Annotated in this window: 12 protein-coding genes and 5 pseudogenes; 11 read left to right on the top strand and 6 right to left on the bottom strand. The window is 67.9% G+C overall.

Annotated features, from left to right (window positions below; genetic code table 11):
• Positions 1-273, bottom strand: a pseudogene (locus ACJX2R_RS44805) (methyltransferase domain-containing protein); the annotation flags it as partial.
• Between the two features lie 220 nt (positions 274-493).
• Between ACJX2R_RS44805 and ACJX2R_RS44800 the strand changes: the two are divergent.
• A pseudogene (locus ACJX2R_RS44800) lies at positions 494-595 on the top strand (DUF5988 family protein); the annotation flags it as partial.
• A gap of 38 nt (positions 596-633) precedes the next feature.
• Here ACJX2R_RS44800 and ACJX2R_RS44795 read toward each other — a convergent pair.
• Positions 634-1,722, bottom strand: a complete 1,089-nt coding sequence (locus ACJX2R_RS44795) for a serine hydrolase domain-containing protein (protein ID WP_413106112.1) — start codon at positions 1,720-1,722, stop codon at positions 634-636.
• A gap of 234 nt (positions 1,723-1,956) precedes the next feature.
• On the opposite strand from ACJX2R_RS44795, the gene ACJX2R_RS44790 reads away from it, so the two are divergent.
• The gene (locus ACJX2R_RS44790) at positions 1,957-2,625 is read left to right on the top strand and encodes a Type 1 glutamine amidotransferase-like domain-containing protein (RefSeq protein ID WP_413104770.1); all 669 of its coding nucleotides are present in this window, start codon (positions 1,957-1,959) and stop codon (positions 2,623-2,625) included.
• Positions 2,626-2,783: 158 nt separating this feature from the next.
• Here ACJX2R_RS44790 and ACJX2R_RS44785 read toward each other — a convergent pair.
• A pseudogene (locus tag ACJX2R_RS44785) lies at positions 2,784-3,218 on the bottom strand (helix-turn-helix domain-containing protein); the annotation flags it as partial.
• Positions 3,219-3,308: 90 nt separating this feature from the next.
• On the opposite strand from ACJX2R_RS44785, the gene ACJX2R_RS44780 reads away from it, so the two are divergent.
• Positions 3,309-3,755 carry an anthrone oxygenase family protein gene (locus ACJX2R_RS44780; protein WP_413104769.1) on the top strand — a complete coding sequence of 149 codons (447 nt, stop codon included), beginning with the start codon at positions 3,309-3,311 and terminating at the stop codon, positions 3,753-3,755.
• Between the two features lie 172 nt (positions 3,756-3,927).
• Here the strand turns inward: ACJX2R_RS44780 and ACJX2R_RS44775 are convergent, their stop codons facing one another.
• Positions 3,928-4,113, bottom strand: coding sequence for a hypothetical protein (locus tag ACJX2R_RS44775; protein ID WP_413104768.1), 186 nt, complete (start codon positions 4,111-4,113; stop codon positions 3,928-3,930).
• Between the two features lie 526 nt (positions 4,114-4,639).
• On the opposite strand from ACJX2R_RS44775, the pseudogene ACJX2R_RS44770 reads away from it, so the two are divergent.
• The 3 genes and pseudogenes from ACJX2R_RS44770 to ACJX2R_RS44760 all read left to right on the top strand — a co-directional run.
• Positions 4,640-4,870, top strand: a pseudogene (locus ACJX2R_RS44770) (NAD(P)-binding protein); the annotation flags it as partial.
• On the top strand, positions 4,816-5,190 hold the full coding sequence (locus tag ACJX2R_RS44765; RefSeq protein ID WP_413106111.1) for a GMC oxidoreductase: 375 nt from the start codon (positions 4,816-4,818) through the stop codon (positions 5,188-5,190). The pseudogene ACJX2R_RS44770 and the gene ACJX2R_RS44765, both read left to right, overlap by 55 nt.
• Positions 5,191-5,251: 61 nt before the next feature.
• On the top strand, positions 5,252-6,835 hold the full coding sequence (locus ACJX2R_RS44760) for a GMC oxidoreductase (RefSeq protein WP_413104767.1): 1,584 nt from the start codon (positions 5,252-5,254) through the stop codon (positions 6,833-6,835).
• Positions 6,836-6,846: 11 nt separating this feature from the next.
• Here the strand turns inward: ACJX2R_RS44760 and ACJX2R_RS44755 are convergent, their stop codons facing one another.
• Positions 6,847-8,454, bottom strand: a complete 1,608-nt coding sequence (locus tag ACJX2R_RS44755) for a PucR family transcriptional regulator (RefSeq protein WP_413104766.1) — start codon at positions 8,452-8,454, stop codon at positions 6,847-6,849.
• A 124-nt stretch (positions 8,455-8,578) separates the two neighbouring features.
• On the opposite strand from ACJX2R_RS44755, the gene hisD reads away from it, so the two are divergent.
• The 4 genes from hisD to ACJX2R_RS44735 all read left to right on the top strand — a co-directional run bounded on the left by hisD (position 8,579) and on the right by ACJX2R_RS44735 (position 14,148).
• Complete coding sequence (hisD, locus tag ACJX2R_RS44750) at positions 8,579-9,904, top strand: histidinol dehydrogenase (RefSeq protein WP_413104765.1); 1,326 nt, start codon at positions 8,579-8,581, stop codon at positions 9,902-9,904.
• 95 nt (positions 9,905-9,999) lie between these two features.
• A complete protein-coding gene (locus ACJX2R_RS44745; RefSeq protein ID WP_413104764.1) occupies positions 10,000-11,658 on the top strand; it encodes an APC family permease in 1,659 nt (552 codons plus the stop codon).
• A complete protein-coding gene (locus ACJX2R_RS44740; protein ID WP_413104763.1) occupies positions 11,655-12,323 on the top strand; it encodes a ThuA domain-containing protein in 669 nt (222 codons plus the stop codon). The genes ACJX2R_RS44745 and ACJX2R_RS44740 overlap by 4 nt, the downstream gene beginning before the upstream one ends.
• 37 nt (positions 12,324-12,360) lie before the next feature.
• Positions 12,361-14,148, top strand: a complete 1,788-nt coding sequence (locus ACJX2R_RS44735; protein ID WP_413104762.1) for a thiamine pyrophosphate-binding protein — start codon at positions 12,361-12,363, stop codon at positions 14,146-14,148.
• 115 nt (positions 14,149-14,263) lie between these two features.
• Here ACJX2R_RS44735 and ACJX2R_RS44730 read toward each other — a convergent pair whose 3' ends face one another.
• Positions 14,264-14,779: a YceI family protein gene (locus tag ACJX2R_RS44730; protein ID WP_413104761.1), complete on the bottom strand. Its 516-nt coding sequence runs from the start codon at positions 14,777-14,779 to the stop codon at positions 14,264-14,266.
• Between the two features lie 25 nt (positions 14,780-14,804).
• Between ACJX2R_RS44730 and ACJX2R_RS44725 the strand changes: the two are divergent.
• Positions 14,805-15,143: pseudogene (locus ACJX2R_RS44725) on the top strand (MarR family winged helix-turn-helix transcriptional regulator); the annotation flags it as partial.
• Between the last annotated feature and the right edge of the window lie 170 nt (positions 15,144-15,313).

Raw genomic sequence — 15,313 nt, 5'->3', positions numbered from 1 at the left:
GGTCTCGTCCCGGAACGGGAGCGCGGTCGCCGCCCCTTCCCGGAATTCGAGATGCCGCGCCGCCGACTCCGCGCGAGCGCGTTCACGCGCCGCGCGCACCTGCCCCGGGGTGACGTTCACTCCGACGATCTTCTCCGGCTTGCACGTCTCCAGCCACCGGAAGTCCTGATCACCGTAGCCGAATCCGATGTCGCGTATGCGGTCGCCGGGGCCGAACTCACCCGCGTCGGCCACCAGGTCGGCCAGGGCCTGACTGGCCTCATCGATCGTCATGGATTCGCGCGGCCAGTGGCCCATTTGATTTAGGAGGTCTCATCTCCCATCAGATTGCTCTGGTGGTACAGCAGCTAGAGCCGCTGTACGCGTTTGGTCGGCGGGGCGGCCACCACGCGAATCACCCGGCCGATTTCCAGCACATCCCGGGTAACCTTGCCGATTACCGAAGTGGTCACAGAAAACTCAACTCCCGAAGACAGCGGAGTACCAATTCGGCTCCGGCTACGAGCACTTCGTCCACCAAGGCGACTATGCGACGGTCGACGGCGAAGAACTCCCGGTCTTCCGCTGGACGGCCCGGACCGCCATCGCGGAGTGATGCGGCCCTTGGAGCCCGTAACGCGATCTCGTCGATGCTCAGGAATGGGGGTTGATCTCGGCTGCGGTCAGGTCCGCAAGGCGTTGTGCGGTGTTGAAGTGGGGGGTGAGACGGGTCTTGGTCATCGCGAAGGAGGTGCCGGTGGCGGTGTCCGCATAGACGTAGCTGCCGCCACCACCGACCCAGCCGAACGTAGTGGGTGTCTCGTCCGGCCGCGTACCGATACGGCCGAGCGGATAGCCCAGTGCCATCCGGGCAGGGTTGCCAAAGACCTGGTCGGTGCCCTCGAAGGCCACCGCCGTCAACTCCCCGAGCTGGTGTGAGTCGATGAGCCGGCCATCGAGGACCGCGGCATTCATGGCAGCCATTGCCCGCGCGGTGAAGGTGCCGACCGACGGGATGTCCGCTTGCAGGATCTCGTGGCTGTTGCCCATGGCCGCGGTCGGCCGCATTTCCCAGGGCGCAAGAATGGCATCGCCGTCCGGCGGGGCAACCGGGAGCGGCGCGGCGGCTTCGAGCCGTGCCAGCCGGGCCAGGTCGGTTTGGGGCACACCGAAATACAGGCCGCCGTCGATGCCGAGTGGCACGGTGACCCACTCGCGCAAGAGGTGCCGCATCGGTTTGCCGGTGACCCGGCGTGCGATCTCACCGACCAGGAAGCCGTATGTGAACGAGTGGTACCCCGTCTCGGTACCGGGCCGCCAGCGCGGTTCGGCGCCGGCGATCGCGGTGCAGACCCGCGCCCAGTCGGGCAGGTCGGCAGGGCCGATGCCACGAGGCATCGCCGGCACGCCGACCGAGTGTGTCAGCACCTGCCGAAGAGTCGCGGTCGCCTTGCCGTGGGCGCCGAACTCCGGCCACACGTCGACCACTGGGGTGTCGTATCCGACCGCACCGGTCTTGACGAGCAGATGGGCGATCAGCGATGTCATGGCCTTGCCGGCCGAGAAGCTGAAGAACGGAGTCTCCGGGGTCACCCCACGCCCGGTCCGGCCGTCGGCGACACCGGCGACGGCGTCGACAACAAGAACACCCTGGTGGTGAACGGCCACCTGCAAGCCGGTCTCGGCTCCGGTATCAACGAGTTCGTCGAGGACGCTTTGGATCTTGTGCTGCAACGAGGGCATCATCGTCACCGGCTCGGCACGCGTAGTGAGTCTGGCTGGACGTTGGCAGCTTAGGGCGTCACATGCGGTCGCCCGTATCGGTCGGCGCGCACACCAGCGAGCTGTCGCCGCGTAGCCCACTGCCCGCAGTCCGGGGGACAGTGCGTCGGCGCCACGAACTTGTCGCCGGCCCGGGCCGGAGTGGCGGCCGCCCGGTGCGTTGCGCGCGTCTGGCAGCCATGATTGGCTCACCCGGTGAATCTTCTGTTGACGGCGAGCGGCCTGCGTAACGCGACGCTGCGGGACGCACTGCGGGACCTGCTGGGAAAACCGTTCAAGTCGGCGAACGTCGTGTACGTTCCCACGGCATCCGTCGCCGAGCCCGGTGACCACGGGTGGTACGTCGCGGACATGAACCGGCTGTACGGCCTCGGCTGGCGGGAGTTCGACATCCTGGAGCTGAACGGCCTGCCTCGGCAGATGGTGCTTGACCGGCTGCTGCACGCCGACGTCGTTTATGTCGAGGGCGGCAGTCACTACCATCTCGCGCGCAGCATCACCGGCAACGGTCTGGCCGAGGGCTTCCTGGAAGCCCTGGAGAGCCGTGTCTATGTGGGGGTGAGCGCCGGATCGATGATCTTCAGCCGGAATCTCACCGAACATTCCGCCGACGTCATCGGGGACGCCGCGGACCTGCACGTGCTCGGCGCCACCACGGTGGAGCCCCCGTTCGGTCTCTTCGACTGGTATCTGAAGCCGCACCTGTACTCGCCGAACTTCCCGGAGCGCGACGACGCCTGGGCTGATCGCATCGTCGAGCGGGCGGACTTCCCCATCTACTTCATCGACGACGACACGGCTATTCGCGTCAGTGACGATAAAGTGGACGTCGTCTCCGAAGGCCGGTGGCGGTTTCATCCGTGACTCAACGGGCGATGCGGCGCCAGTGGCAGCCCTTGGCGATGGCCCGCTGCCGTGAGGGGCACGTATCGGGTTCTGCCCCGTGAGCATCACACCTCCAGCGGAGCGGGTGCCCCGCCGGGGGGACGGGGGCCCGGCGGTCCGCGGCTGGGCCGTGTGGCCCCGGCGACCTCGCCGAGAGTCTCCAGCCGGGCGGTGAAGGCGTCCTTGAGCGGCTCGGGGGTGTCCTCGTGCGCGAACGCCAGGCCGCCGTCGAGCCGGAACATGGCGTCGTAGACCGCCGGGACGCGTTCGGCGAAGTCGAGGTAGGAGCGGGCGAGGACGGTGGCCCGGGCGCGCGGGCCGTCCGCGGCACGGGCCGCGGCCCGCAGCAACGCGGCCATCTCGGCGGCGCCCGCGAGGGCGACGGCGCCGATGATCTCGCGCTTGCCGCGGAAGTGGCTGTAGAGGACGGGCTGGCTGTACTCGATGCGCTCGGCCAGCCGGCGGGTGGTGACCGCGTCCCAGCCCTGCTGCTCGGCGAGTTCGCGGGCCGTCGCCACGATGAGGCGTTCGCGGCCCGCCCGCTCGCGCTCCTTGCGTTCCTGTACCGACATGATTCGATCCTAGCGCTGCTAGACAATCGAGCGACAGTAGCGCTAGCGTTGCCTCATCATCTAGCGACGCTAGGTTCCTGGAGGGGCATCATGCTCAACGCACTTGAGGTGTTCACCACCGTGGTCGTCGGCCTGATGGTGGGGGTGGAGTTCTCCGTCGCCTTCGTCATCAACCCGATCCTCAACGGACTCCCCGAGGACAGCAGCGTGCTCGGCCGCGCCCACGGGGGCCGGATGCTCGGCGCCCTGATGCCGGTCTGGTACATCACCTCGCTTGTCCTCACCGCCATCTGGGCCATCGCCGGATGGCATCACCACGGCGCCGGCCTCGTCGTCACCGCCGCCGCGCTGCTGATCCTCAGCGTGATCATGTCGATCCTGCTGCTCGTCCCGATCAACAACCGGGGCAAGACGTGGACCGCCGAGAACCGGCCCGCCGACTGGAAGCAGCAGATGAACCGCTGGGACCGCTTCCACTACGCCCGCGTCGCCGTCATCATCGCCGCCTTCACCCTGCTGGTCGCCGCCCTCACCTGACCCCGCGGGCCGACACCGCGCTGGTGGCGCACGATCCCCACCCGGGCTGGCGGCAGGTGTGGGCACAGGTCATCCTCCTGCTGGAAACGCCCGTCGCCACCGTCGGCGCGTGTAGGCATCGTCGGTGGACCGGGACCCGGCGAGCCCCGCTCAGTGTCCGCTCAGTGTCCGCTCACGCCGACACCGCCCGGCAGCCGACGCCGGGATGCCGGTCCGGACCCGGGCCGAGCATGCGGCAGGAGAGTTCGGCGAACTGGTTCAGTTCGTGCAAGAGGGTCATGTCCCGCAGGTCCTCGACATGCACCGCCTTGAGCCCCGCGAGCGGATGCACGCTCGACGGCCTGCGCCTGTTCCGCATGCTGGGTACTTTCGTCGGGCAGGAATACTTCGCGCCACTGAGTGCTCGGCCTGTTCTGAGACCTCTTCAATGACCTACGCGGATGACGTCCATACGGGCAAGCTAGGCATTCCCAAAATCTCTTCTCGAGCCGGTTTCCGTCTCCCGCCGAGCATCGCGGCCGACGACACGTCACGCCAATGCCGATTGCCCGAACCGTCATGCCGATCGGGCATGGAAGTCCCAGGGCGGGACGAGCTGGACGATCTGCTCCACGAGCCCGACAGAGCCGTTACCGACCGCGACCCGATCCGGCTCCACTCCCGACGCCACCCAGCCGACGCCGGCACGGAGGGGGCGGCTCACCACCCGCCGTACCCATAGTGCGCACTCCTGCCAGCAAATATTGCTCATCTCGTGCATGTACCGAGCATGTCTGGTGTCCTTAGCCTCTCCAGGAAGCACCACGAGGGAAGGCCACTCCTCTCTGGCCCTTAATTCCCCACCATGACGCCGGTCAGCGAGACTGGCCTTCCACGGAGGCGAAATGAATGCGGAATCGTACGATTACATCGTCGTCGGGGCAGGTTCGGCCGGCTGTACGGTTGCGGCCCGTCTATCCGAGGTTCCAGATGTCACGGTCGCGCTGCTTGAAGCGGGGCCGCCCGCCCGAGGTCGCCTCTTCGAGATACCCGCACTGTTCTCGCAGCAGCTCAAGACGGTATTCGACTGGGACTTCGAGACGGAACCGGAGCCCCAGCTCGGAGGGCGCCGCGCCTATCTGCCCCGTGGCCGAGTGGTCGGCGGCACCAGCTCGATGAACTGCGTGGGGCCGCCAACGCCGGACTCGCCCCCGCGTCGGACAGCGACCAGGACATCGACGAATACATTCGCACGCAGTCCTTCTCCTTCTACCACCCGTCGGGTACCTGCATGATGGGCAAAGTCGTCGACCATGAACTTCGCGTGCGCGGGCTTGATAATGTCCGCGTGGCGGATACCTCCATCATGCCAACACTCGTCACCGGGAACACAAATGCTCCCGCCATCATGATCGGAGAAAAGGCTGCCACGTTCATCCGGACCCCGGTAAGGTGACCCCGCTTTCAAATCTTCTTCCGTCACGCCCGCATCCAAGCACCTAAGGGGGTTCCGATCCATGTCCGGACCGGTCCGTCAGAATTACGTTCCCCAGGAACTTCGGCCCGATTCTCTAGTTTCCTTCGGTACTGCCGATGAGATCAGCACGGATGTTTTGATCATAGGCTCCGGTATGGGCGGGTCCACCCTGGCCTGGGCGCTGAGGGGCTCCGGCCTCGATGTACTCGTCGCGGAGCGCGGCAATTTCCTTCCGCGTGAGCCGGAGAACTCTCAGCCGGCCGAGATGTATATGAAGGGCCGGTACAAGAACGCGGGCTTCTGGTACGACGGCAGCACGGGCAAGCCGTTCGCGCCGGGCGTCTACTACTGGGTGGGGGGAAACACCCGCTTCTACGGCGCCATGCTGCCCCGTTTCCGGCGCAGCGACTTCACGGAAGTGGAACACCACGAGGGTGTCTCGCGCGCCTGGCCTTTCGGCTACGACGACCTCGAGCCCTTTTACACCACGATGGAGCGGTTGCTCCAGGTGCATGGGCAGGTCGGTGAGGATCCGACCGAGCCGCCGCGCTCCCAGCCCTATCCCCATCCCGCGCTCGAGCATGAACCGGAGATCGAGAGGTTCGCCCGGTCGCTGCGCGGGCAGGGCCTGCATCCGTTCCACACGCCGAACGCGTTGAACGTGAGCACGCAGGCCGATCGTGCCGCCGTCACGGCGGCCGATGGCTGTCCGGACGAGACGGGTATGAAGTCCGACGCCGAGAACAGGATTCTTCTCCCGGCACTGCGCGACGGCGTGAAGCTCCTTACGGGTGCGGAGGTCACCCGGCTGATCACGTCACCGGACGGCCGGAAGGTCGTCGCCGCGGAGGCGCGGCACGCCGACCGTACCGTCCGTATCAACGCCAAGAGCTTCGCCGTCGCCGGCGGTGCGGTGAATTCGGCGGCGTTGCTGCTCCGGTCGGCGGGCGACGCACACCCCGATGGCCTCGGCAATTCGTCGGGTCTGGTGGGCCGCAATTACATGGTGCACAACAGCACGTTCTTCGTCGGGGTCAATCCGCTGCGGACCAACCCCACGAAGTGGCAGAAGACCCTCGGGCTCAACGATTTCTACGAAGCCGGCCCGGGAACGCCCTTCCCGCTCGGAAATCTACAGATGCTGGGCAAGCTGCAAGCGCCCATGCTCAAGCCCGCCCGTCCGTGGGCTCCGATGTGGGCCCTGAAGTTCATGTCGGCCAGGAGTATCGACATCTATCTGACGACTGAGGACCTTCCCTCCCGGGACAATCGGGTGCGGGTGGACGGTGACCGCATCGTCATCGACTGGACGCCGACCAACCTCGAACCCCACCATGAACTGGTGCGCCGGGTGACCAGGGCGGTGCGCAAGGCGGGCTATCCGCTGGTCTTCAGCCAGCGCATGGGCATCGAGACCAACTCCCATATGTGCGGAACGGCCGTAGCGGGTCATGACCCGGCGCAGAGTGTCCTCGATCCGTCCTGCCGCAGCCACGACGTCGACAACCTCTGGCTGGCCGATTCGTCGTTCTTCCCGTCCTCCGCCGCGCTCAATCCAGCCCTGACGATCGGTGCGAACGCGCTGCGCATCGCTCCCTCCCTCGTGAAGGCGACCAAGGGCTGACCTCGTGGTGGTCAGGTGCGCCGCAGGGTCGGCTTGCGGAGCAGGTCATGGCCGCGTACGGCCAGTTGCAGCCGCTGCTGGTTGTCGACCCGTGTGAGGTCGAGCCGGAGAATTCCGGAGAGTTTCTCAAGGCGGTGGTAGAGGGTGCGCCGCTGGACGAAAAGCGCGTCCGCCGCCCGCGCCTTGTTTCCGCCGCAGTCGAGGAACATGCGGAGGGTCGGCAGGAGCGGGTTCTTCGCCAGCGCGTCGTGTTCGAGGAGCGGGCCCAGTTCATCCTCGACATAGCGCCTGAGTTCAGGGCCTTCGGAGAGTGCGACGAGCAGACGCAGAGCCCCCAGATCGTCGAAATGACGCACTTCCGGCACCGCCGCCGCGGCCGCCACGGAGGCCGCGCTCCGGCTCTGGCGCAGCGCCAGCGGTAGTGCGGCCGGTTCCACGAGGCGGCTGATGCCACCGCGCACACCGTGCTCGGTCAGCAGGGTCTGCACATCAGCCGCCTCGCCGCGCACCGGCAGGCCCACGACCGCCATGTCGAAGTCACCGGTGTCGCCCACGATGGCGGGCCAGTGGGTCTCCCGCAGCAGACGGGCGAGGGCGTGATCCTTGACGGGCACGTCCTCGCCCGCGTACGCCGTGACGACGATCAGGTCCCGGCCGCGCAGATCCTGTCCCAGCGCCAGGCCGAGGCTGACGAATCTCTCGCCCGTGATGTCGCCGAGCAGAAGCCTGTTCAGCAGGGCCGTCTGGCGTTGGGCCGCGCGTGCGCCGCTCTCCCGCTCGCTCAGCAACGTGATCGCCAGCGCGGCGGCCGCCCGCTCCAGTGTCCGTAGTTCGGCCGGGCTCGGCCGCGCTCCGCCGTGCAGGAGGTGGAGCCATCCCCATGACTCACCCCGGAGGATCACGGGCTGCCGCGCACACGGCACGACGTCCCGGAACGATGCCGCCGCGGCGGTGGGCGTCTCCGGACCGTGCTCGGCGAGGGAGCGGTGGCGTTCGTGGATCGCCCGGGAGTGTGCGTTCCACTCGTTCACGACGTCATCGGCCTCGGGTGTGGCGCCTCCATAGGCGAGCATCTGGTGGGCCACGTTCTCCAGCACCACGGCGTGCCCCGTACGGTCGGCCAGTTCCCTGACCACGCCCACGTAGTCCTCGTCGGCCAGCAGCAGGTCCATGAACGCCTGGCTGGTGGCCTCTTCGGCGATCATCTGCTTGACGCGCATGCCGACCAGTACCTCATGGACCTGGGCCGATGTTTCGACGAAGGGGATTTCGTCCGCCAGCCCCACCAGTGGCAGGCCGACGGCTTCCGCCTCCTCGATGACGGCTTCGGGCATGGAGCCGAACATGCGTCCGGCGAGTTCGATGACCAGGACGGCCGCGTGGGCGTCCGCCAGACGTCTGATGAAGGCGCGCTGCCGGGCGGCCGTCTCGCCCATGCCGAGTCCGGCGGTCAGCAGCATCTCCTGACCGGTGAGGAAGCGATGGATGTCCGGGATCTCGCCGGTGTGCACCCAGCGCACGGGACGGTCCAGATTCCGCTCCCCGGCGTAGACGCGCACCTTGGTGCGCCGGAAGACCTCGAGTTGCAGTGCGGCGCGGACGGTCAGGACTTCAGTCATGAGCTTCCTCAGTATGTGCAGGATCGGCGGCCAATATTGCACACACTGTGCCTGTCGTCATCCCTCCTTGTTTACCCAGACTTCAGGTCAAGCCCGCAGGCACGCCCCCTGCAAGGAGTGCAGAGTGTCCTCAGCAAGCAAGACCATCAAGGGCCCCGTCGCCACGGAGCCGTCGCGGACCAGCCGTCCGGAAATCGTCGAAACCGTTGCCGGCGTCATCGCCGACGTACGGCAGAACGGCGACACGGCTGTGCGCCGATGGTCACAGAAGTTCGACGCGTGGAGCCCGGAGTCCTTTCGGCTCGGCCCCGACCAGATCGCCTCCGTGGTCTCCTCCGTCCCCGAGACGGTCCTCGACGATCTGTGGTTCGTCCAGAAGCAGGTCCGAGGCTTCGCCCGGGCGCAGCGGGACTCCCTCACCGACTTCGAGGTGGAAACCCTGCCCGGAGTCTTCCTGGGACAGCGCAACATCCCCATCGGCGCGGCCGGGGCGTATGTTCCCGGTGGCCGCTACCCCCTCACCGCGTCGGCCCACATGACCGTCCTGACCGCCAAGGTCGCGGGGGTCGGGAGGGTCGCCGGGACGACCCCGCCGGACCGTGGTGCGCCGCCGCCCGTGAGCATCGCCGCGATGCACCTGGCGGGGGCCGACGAGATCTACGTCATGGGCGGCGTCCAGGCCGTGGCGGCCCTGGCCCTGGGCACGGAGACGATCGACGCGGTCGACATGCTCGCCGGACCGGGCAACGCCTACGTGGCGGAGGCCAAGCGCCAGCTCTTCGGCGAGGTCGGGATCGACCTGTTCGCCGGGCCGACGGAAGTACTGATCGTCGCGGACGGGACCGCGGACCCGTTCGTGGTGGCGACCGACCTGCTGTCCCAGGCCGAGCACGGACCGGACTCCCCCGCGGTCCTGATCACGACATCGGAGGAGGTGGCCACGCGCACCATCGCGTGCGTGGAGAAACTGCTGCCGGGCCTTCCCACCGGGGAGGTCGCCGGGCGCGCCTGGCGTGACCACGGCGAGGTGATCGTGGTCCCCACCCTCGATGCGGCCTACGACCTCGCTGACACATACGCCAGCGAGCACGTCCAGATCCTCACGGCCGAGCCCCGCGAGGCCCTGCACCGGATGCGGAATTACGGCGCTCTGTTCCTCGGGGACAAGACGTGTGTCGCGTACGGCGACAAGGTCATCGGCACCAACCATGTCCTGCCCACCCTGGGGGCGGCCCGCTACACCGGCGGGCTCTGGGTCGGCAAGTACCTCAAGACGGTGACGTACCAGGAGATCACCAACGCCGCGTCAAGCGCCGAGCTCGGCGAGATCTGCGGCAGGGCCTCCCGCATCGAGAACTTCGAGGGACACGCGCGCTCGGGAGACGTCCGCAGCGCGCGCCATGGATCGGCCCGGCTGGACTGGACCGACCACGCCTTCGATCGGGCCTGATCGGCGATGACGGATCAGGACTTAGACGTAACCGCACGTGCGGCGAGGCAACCGTCCGCCACGCAGCCTCGCCTCTCCGACCCACGGAGGTCGTCATGTCAGCCACAGAGAAGGACTCTCGGGTGCGATTCGGGACCACCCGCGTCAGTCCCCCGGGCGGGACCCCCGACCCGTCCACCACCGCCACCCCGTCCACCACCGCCCCGGCCACCGCCACCCGGGCGCCATCGAACGAGGACGCGGAACTCCTCGCGGCCCTGGGCTATGAGCAGAAGTTCGACCGCAAGGTCAGCCTCTGGGCGAACTTCGCCCTCGGCTTCGTCTACCTCTCGCCCCTCGTGGGCGTCGTCTCCCTGTTCTCGGTCGGACTGTCCACCGCGGGCGGGCCGTCCGTCTTCTGGATAGGCATCGTCGGCGTCGGACAGTTCCTGGTCGCCCTGGTCTTCGGCGAGGTCGTCTCACAGTTCCCGCTCGCGGGCGGGCTCTACCAGTGGGTCCGGCGGCTGTGGAACGGGCGCTTTGCCTGGTTCACCGCATGGACCTACATCTCCTGCATCACCATCGGCATCACCAGCACCGCGCTCTTCAGTTCGGATTTCGTGGCCAGTCTCTTCGCGGGTACCGCGGACCGGCCAGGGATCAGTTCCACCCCCGCTGAGCGCCTGTGCATCGCGCTCGCCGTCACGGCCGTCTGTCTGCTCTGCAACTGCCTCGGCAGCAGAACACTGGCCCTGATCTCCAAGATCGGACTGGCCGCGGAACTGATCGGCATCGTCCTCGTGGGCCTCTATCTCCTGCTCTTCGAGCGGCACAACTCCGTCTCGATCTTCTTCGAGGCCGGCGGTTCCGCTCATGACGGCTATTTCACGGCCTTCATCGCCGCCTCGCTCGTCGGGCTCTTCCTCTTCTACGGTTTCGAGGCGTGCGGCGAGGTCGCGGAGGAAGTCCCGAATCCCGCCCGCAGCATCCCGCGTGCCATGCAGCTGACCGTGGCCGTCGGAGGACTGGCAGCGCTCTTCGCGTTCGTCGGCTACGCGCTCGCCGCCCCGGACCTGGCCTCGATCCTCTCGGGAGAGGACACCAACCCGATCCCGGCGATCCTACAGAACTCGATCGGCACCATCGGCACGAAACTGGTGCTCCTGGTCATCCTCACCTCCTTCATCGCCGGCGTGATGAGCCAGCAGGCCGCCGCGAGCCGGATCGTCTTCTCCTTCGCCCGTGACGACATGTTCCCGGGCTCCCGCGTCTTCTCGAAGATCTCACCCAGGCACCGGGTTCCGCGGAACGCGCTGCTGGCCGTGAACGTCGCGCCGCTCCTGATCTTCGTGTTCGTCTACTACTCGCCGGATTCCCTCACCAAGATCGCGGCCTTTCAGATGCTGGCCGGTTACGCGGCCTTCATGATGGTCGTACTGGCCGCCCTGCGGATGCGACTGAAGGGCTGGCATCCCGCCGGAGCCTGGACCCTGGGCCGCTGGGGGATCGTGGTCAACGTCGCGGCCCTGGCCTATGGCATTCTCGGGATGGTCCTCCTGGCCCAGCCCACTGGCGACTCCGGAACTCCGTTCGTGGACCGGTGGATCGCACTGATCGGTTTCCTCATCGTTTCCGCGGTGGGCCTGGCGTACCTGCTGACAGCGAAGCCCGAGCGCAAGTCCACCGCGCCGGAAGGCGACGCGCTGGAAGTGGCGGAACGCCTGCGCAACCGCGCCGCATTCATCACATCCACCACCGGAGGGAAGAACGCATGACCCGGGTGCTGTATCTCTACGGAGGCTGGCCGGGCCACAAGCCCTACCAGGTCGCCAAGGAATGGGCCCTCCCGATCTTCAAGGATCTGGGATTCGTCGTCGAGGAGACCAACGACGTCTTCGCGCTCGACGCCGATCTCACCGGCTACGACCTCATCGCGCTCAACTGGAACAACGCCCTGCTGTCCGAAGGACTCAGCGCCGCTCAGGAGACACATCTGCTCGAAGCGGTGGAGGCCGGCACCGGGATCGCCGCCTGGCACGGCGCGGCCGCCGCGTTCCGGACGAGCCTGAAGTACCACTGGCTGATCGGTGGCAGCTTCCTCGAGCACCCGGCCGGCGAAGGGGTGAAGTACCCCTACGAGGTCTCCATCACGGACACCGGCCATCCAGCCACCGCCGGCGTGAAGGACTTCCGGGTCGCCTCCGAGCAGTACTACATGTCCGTCGACCCCAACAACCACGTCCTGGCCGAGACCACCTTCACCGGAGAACACCTCCCCTGGCTGGAGGGCAGGACCATCCCCCAGGCGTGGACACGTACCTGGGGACGGGGCCGGGTGTTCTACAGCGCGGTCGGACACGACCTGGACGACCTCCAGAACCCGGACGTGACCCGGATGTGCGCCCAGGGGTTCGCCTGGGCCGCCCGCCGGGACGCATGACCACAAGAACGAAACCGAGCCGAGTGGGAGCAACCACATGCCCGTCCTCACCGGAGGCCAGATCGTCGCGCGGACCCTGCGCAACTACGGGGTCGACTGCGTCGCCGGGATTCCCGGCCACGGCATCTGGTCACTGACCGACGCCTTCCTCGACGACGAATCCAGGATCCCCTTCATCCAGACGTTCCACGAGCAGAGCGCCGTCCACCTCGCGGACGGCTACTACCGGGTCACCGGCCGCCCGCAGGCCGCGGTGACCTCCATCGGCGCCGGAGCCAGCAACACCGTCATCGGCATGGGCACCGCGTTCACCGACTCCACGAGCGTCCTCGTCATCACCGGCGGCCCGCCCACCCATATGCGGGGCCACGGGCTGCTCCAGGAGCTCGACCGCTACACGGCCAACGACTTCCCCAAGGTGGCCGAAGCCGTCAGCAAACGGCACTGGGTCGTCACCCGCGTCGAGGAACTCCCCTTCGTCCTGCACCGCTGTTTCAACTCCATGCTGACCGGCCGCCCCGGCCCCGTGCACCTCGAAGTGCCGATGGACGTACAGGCCGAGGCCGCCGACGTGCAGCTCCACGACCTCGCCCGGCGTGTCCCCGCCGGACGCCAGCATCCCGATCCCGAGGCGGTGGAGCGCGCAGTCGAGATATTGCGCACCGCGAGGCGGCCCGTCATCGTGGTGGGCGGCGGGGCCATCACCTCCGAGGCGTCCGACCAGGTTCTCGCTCTCGCCGAACGGTGGCAGATCCCCGTCGTGACCACGTGGAACGGCAAGAGTGCCTTTCCCGAGGACCACGACCTGTTCGCGGGCAGCGTCGGCCAGACCGGCACGCTGGTCGGCAACGCGATCGCGAGCTCCGCCGATGTCGTCATTTCCGTCGGCTGCCGCTTCACCGACTGGTCCGCCTCCAGCTACGCCAAGGGCGTCAGCTTCTCGATTCCACCCGCGAAGCTCATCCACATCGACATCGACCCGCATGAGATCGGCAAGAACTACCCCGCCGAAGTGGGCATCGTCGCCGACGCCCAGCGAGCCGTGGCCGCGATCGTGGACTCCCTGCCCGCGAAGAGCGCCGACCGTTCCGAGTACCTGGCCGAACTCGCCACGCTCAAACGGGACTGGGAGGAGAAGCTCGCCGGCCGCCGCGACAGCGACCGCTTCCCGTTCACCTCGCAGCGTCCACTGGGCGCCCTGCGGTCCGTACTTCCGCGCGACGCGATCGTCGTCGCGGGCTCCGGCAACACCCAGGGAGCGGTCAAGCAGACCTTCCCGGTGTACGCACCGCGCACCCACCTCACCTCCGGCGGCTTCTCCTCCATGGGCTGGGCCGTCCCGGCGGCGATCGGCGCCAAGCTGGCCCGACCGGACCGCCCGGTGGTGTGCGTTCTCGGCGACGGCGACTTCCTCATGACCGCCCAGGAGATCGCCCTGAGCGTCACCGCCGGCGCGCCGGTCGTCTTCGTCGTCCAGAACAACGCGGGCTACATGTCCATCCGCGGCGGCCAGCGCAAGCAGACCTCACGGCACATCGGTACGGAGTTCTCCCACCCCGACGGCTCGCCGTACAGCCCGGACTTCGCCGCCATGGGCCGGGCCTTCGGGATCGAGTCGTGGAAGGTCTCCGACGCCGGATCCCTGGAGTCGACCCTGCGCAAGGCGGTGCAGTCGGGCGAGCCCGCCCTGGTCGAAGTACCGACGGACCGCGACGCCGCCGGCCCCTGGGTGCCCGGCTGGTGGGACTTCCCGGTGCCCGCGTACATCACCGACGAGCGACAGGACGAGTACCAGCGCACCCGCGCCACCGAGCAGCACCTCTGAGCAGGCCGTCACCAGCTTCGCAGCCGCTGCGTTCCGCGGCGGCTGCGGCTGCGGCTGCGGAGAAGGCATCCGCCGACGACCACTCGGGGCCCAGGTCTGAAGGCTGATCGGACCGTCAGGCCGAGATCCGTGCGAAATGCAGGATCGCGGTGACCACGGTCAGGCCGCGCATCATGCCCATCTGGTTCCAGTTCAGGCCGAACTCCGCGCGGTCGACGGTGAATTCTGTCTCCAGCATGAGCGCCTTGGCGTCCGCGCTGGTCAGCCGGGCGGTGAGGGACTGCGGGTGGCTGATGCCGCGCACCGTCAGCTGACCGGAGACCTGGACGGTGCCGCCGCCGCGCAACTCCGCGCTGCGGACGGCGAAGGTGATCTCGGGGTGGTTCGCCGCGTCGAAGAAGTCGGCGGAGCGCAGGTGCTCGTCGCGCTTCTTGTTCTTGGTGTCGAGGGAGGCGACGTCCAGGGTCAGGGTGCCGGCGGCGGAGCCGTCGGGCCGCACCTCGCCCTGCCCGCCCACGGCGGTGAAGATGCCTTTGACGGTGACGAGGCCCCACATCGTCTTGTACCGCACGGCGACGGTGGAGGCGGCGGCGTCCAACTGCCACAGGCCGGTTTCGACGGCGACGGTCATGATCTTCTCCAGTGGGCGATATGGTTCAAATGACGAGTTACTGATCCTTTGTCTGCTCGCCGAGCAGCCCGAGGGCCTGCGCATGACGCGTATCGCGGAGCTGCTCGGCCGCCCCAAAACCCGGCTGACGTACCAGATCGCCTGCCTCCAGCACGCCGGTCTGGTCACCCGCAAGTCGGTGTGCGGCGACAAGCGGGGCATCGAGGTCGCCCTCACCGAGAAGGCTCGCGGTCTGCTGTCGGATACGTCCGGCGTGCTCGCCGAGACGGTCGTCCAGGCCCTCACGCACGTCATGGGCCCGGCCCAGCGCGAGGCGATGCGCGGACTGCTGCCCGACTTCGCCGGGGAGACCGAGGCACCGTAGGGCGGGGCCCGCTGGTGGCGCGGGGCGACCATCACCGCCGTCTGCTCGGCCGCCAGGGCCGCCGACGTCCTGGCCCAGGGCGCCGACCGCACCCTCGACCGCGCCGCGGACCTCGTCGCCGAGTTGGGCGCGGGCTCCGGCGCCGTCCTGGCCCGTCGGCGTGGGCAGTG

It is taken from the genome of Streptomyces sp. Inha503 (assembly GCF_047215865.1).
GTDB lineage: Bacteria > Actinomycetota > Actinomycetes > Streptomycetales > Streptomycetaceae > Streptomyces > Streptomyces lycopersici.
This window is presented reverse-complemented; position numbering and strand designations above follow the sequence as displayed.

What these genes read in the sequence shown, in the direction of transcription:
- ACJX2R_RS44795 (WP_413106112.1), bottom strand. Translation starts at nt 1,722, where the DNA reads ATGCCCTCGTTGCAGCACAAGATCCAAAGCGTCCTCGACGAACTCGTT.
- ACJX2R_RS44780 (WP_413104769.1), top strand. Translation starts at nt 3,309, where the DNA reads ATGCTCAACGCACTTGAGGTGTTCACCACCGTGGTCGTCGGCCTGATG.
- ACJX2R_RS44775 (WP_413104768.1), bottom strand. Translation starts at nt 4,113, where the DNA reads ATGCGGAACAGGCGCAGGCCGTCGAGCGTGCATCCGCTCGCGGGGCTC.
- ACJX2R_RS44760 (WP_413104767.1), top strand. Translation starts at nt 5,252, where the DNA reads ATGTCCGGACCGGTCCGTCAGAATTACGTTCCCCAGGAACTTCGGCCC.
- ACJX2R_RS44755 (WP_413104766.1), bottom strand. Translation starts at nt 8,454, where the DNA reads ATGACTGAAGTCCTGACCGTCCGCGCCGCACTGCAACTCGAGGTCTTC.
- ACJX2R_RS44745 (WP_413104764.1), top strand. Translation starts at nt 10,000, where the DNA reads ATGTCAGCCACAGAGAAGGACTCTCGGGTGCGATTCGGGACCACCCGC.
- ACJX2R_RS44740 (WP_413104763.1), top strand. Translation starts at nt 11,655, where the DNA reads ATGACCCGGGTGCTGTATCTCTACGGAGGCTGGCCGGGCCACAAGCCC.
- ACJX2R_RS44735 (WP_413104762.1), top strand. Translation starts at nt 12,361, where the DNA reads ATGCCCGTCCTCACCGGAGGCCAGATCGTCGCGCGGACCCTGCGCAAC.
- ACJX2R_RS44730 (WP_413104761.1), bottom strand. Translation starts at nt 14,779, where the DNA reads ATGACCGTCGCCGTCGAAACCGGCCTGTGGCAGTTGGACGCCGCCGCC.